Here is a 2,258-nt window from a genome sequence, read left to right on the forward strand (position 1 = left end):
GCGCGTCGCCATCGCCCGCGCCTTCCTCAAGGACGCTCCCATCCTGCTGCTCGACGAGGCCACCTCGGCGCTGGACACCGAGAGCGAGGCCCTGGTCCAGGCCGCGCTGGAACGTCTGATGGAGGGCCGGGCCACACTGATGATCGCCCACCGCCTGTCGACCGTGCGCAACGCCGACCGCATCTATGTCGTCGAGGCCGGCCGCATCGCCGAGACCGGCTCCCACGCCCAGCTGGTCAAGAAGGGCGGCCTCTACGCCCGGCTGGCGAAACAGCAGTCGCTGGACGGCGAGCCCGCGACGGTCGCGACCGTCGCATGAAGCCGCTCCGAAATCCCGCGGTCCAGAGCGCCCTCGGCTGGATCATGGCCGGCTGGCTGCGCTTCTGCTACGCAACCATCCGCTGGGAGCACCGCAACCGCGAACTGGTCGAGGCCATCTGGGATCAGGGCGGCGGCGTTCTGACCGTCTTCTGGCACTCCCGCACGTCTCTGGCCCCGGCCGTGTGGCCGCTGGACCGGGCCCAGCCGATCAAGGGCATGATCTCGCGCAGCGCCGACGGGGAACTTTTGGCCCGGGCGATGGCCCGGCTCGGCATTCCCGCCGTGCGCGGCTCCTCCGTCAACAAGGATAAGGGCGAGGTCGACAAGGGCGGAACCCAGGCCCTGCGCGACGGCCTGCGCCAGCTCAAGGTTGGCGGCCTCGCCATCACCCCGGACGGTCCGCGCGGCCCGGCGCGCAGCATGGCGGAGGGCCTGCCGGTCCTGGCGAAGCTGTCGAAGGCGCCGGTCCTGTTCGTCGGCCTGTCCTGCAACCCGGCCATCCGCCTGAACAACTGGGACCAGACCGTCATCCCCCTGCCCTTCGGCAAAGGCGCCGTGGTCTGGGACCGGGCGGATTTTCCCGAGGGGGCGGAACCGGGCGACGTCGTCGCCGACTGGACGGCGCGCATCACCGCAGTGGAGGCCGCCGCAGACGCCATTACCGGTCTGGAGCGGATCTGAAGTGAGCCCCGCCCTGATAGCCTACCGGCTGCTGACCCGTCTGCTGGAGCCGCTGGCTCCGCGCCTGCTCGACGCCCGCGCCAAACAGGGCAAGGAGGACCCGGCCCGCGTCGACGAACGCCTCGGCCTCGCCTCCGTCCCCCGCCCCGCCGGCGATCTGGTCTGGCTGCACGGCGTCAGCGTCGGCGAGACCCTGTCCCTGCTGCCCGTGGTCGAGCGGCTGCGCGACAAACGTCCCGACCTGACCGTGCTGGTCACCTCGGGCACCCTGACCTCGGCGACCCTGCTGGCCAAACGCCTGCAGCCCGGCGTCATCCACCAGTTCGCCCCCGTCGACACGCCCGGCGCCGTGCGCGCCTTCCTCGACCACTGGCGGCCCGCCGCCGCCGTCTTCGTCGAGAGCGAGCTGTGGCCCAACCTGATCCTCGAGGCCCGCCGCCGCGAGGTGAAGCTGATCCTCGCCAGCGCCCGGATCACGGAAAAGACCGTCGAAGGCTGGCGCCGCTTCCCCGGCGCCGCGCGCGAGATCGTCTCCGCCTTCGACCGCGTCCTGCCCCAGGACCAGGCCTCCGCCGCCCGGCTGGAGAGCCTCGGCGCCCGCATCGACGGCCATGTGAACCTGAAGCTCGCCGGGGCCGCCCCGCCGCACGACCCGGGAGCCTTCACCCGCCTCAGCGCCGCCATCGGCGACCGGCCTGTGGTCGTCGCCGCCAGCACCCACGACGGCGAGGAGATCGCGCTCGTCCGCGCCCTCGACAAGCTGGCCGATCGGCTGTGCCTGATCCTGGTTCCGCGCCATCCCGAACGCACCCCCGCCATCGCCGCCGCCCTGACCCGCGACGGCTACCGCTTCGCCCTGCGCTCCGACGGCCGCGAGCCCGACCGCGACACCGACCTCTATGTCGCCGACACCCTGGGCGAGATGGGCCTGTTCCTGCGTCTGGCCGATGTGGTGGTCATGGGCGGCAGCTTCTCCGCCGCCCTCGAGAAGCCCCCGGTCGGCGGTCACAATCCGCTGGAGCCGGCCCGCCTCGGCAAGCCCGCCGTCACCGGCCCGGACATGAGCAACTGGGCCGCCGTCACCGAGGCCTTGGTGGCCGCCGGCGGCCTCGCCGTGGTCGAGGCGCCGTGGGACCTGCCCGCCGTCCTCGCGCCCCTGCTGACCGACGACAAGGCCGCCCGGGCCATGGGCGACCGCGGCCGCCGCGCCGCCGCCGAGGCCGGCTCGGGCCTCGACCGCCTGTGGGACAGCTTGA

2 protein-coding genes and 1 pseudogene are annotated in these 2,258 nt (G+C 73.0%); all 3 read left to right on the forward strand.

Annotated features, from left to right (window positions below):
- A pseudogene (locus RDU12_RS15005) lies at positions 1-319 on the forward strand (ABC transporter ATP-binding protein); the annotation flags it as partial.
- Positions 316-1,002 (forward strand): lysophospholipid acyltransferase family protein, encoded by a 687-nt coding sequence (locus RDU12_RS15010; protein ID WP_300293033.1) that lies wholly within the window; start codon positions 316-318, stop codon positions 1,000-1,002. The pseudogene RDU12_RS15005 and the gene RDU12_RS15010, both read left to right, overlap by 4 nt.
- Before the next feature lies 1 nt (position 1,003).
- On the forward strand, positions 1,004-2,258 hold a 1,255-nt coding region (locus RDU12_RS15015; protein WP_308685439.1), incomplete at its 3' end, for a 3-deoxy-D-manno-octulosonic acid transferase.

It is taken from the genome of Brevundimonas sp. (genome assembly GCF_031082345.1).
Classification (GTDB): Bacteria; Pseudomonadota; Alphaproteobacteria; order Caulobacterales; family Caulobacteraceae; genus Brevundimonas.

What these genes read in the sequence shown, in the direction of transcription:
- RDU12_RS15010 (WP_300293033.1), top strand. Translation starts at nt 316, where the DNA reads ATGAAGCCGCTCCGAAATCCCGCGGTCCAGAGCGCCCTCGGCTGGATC.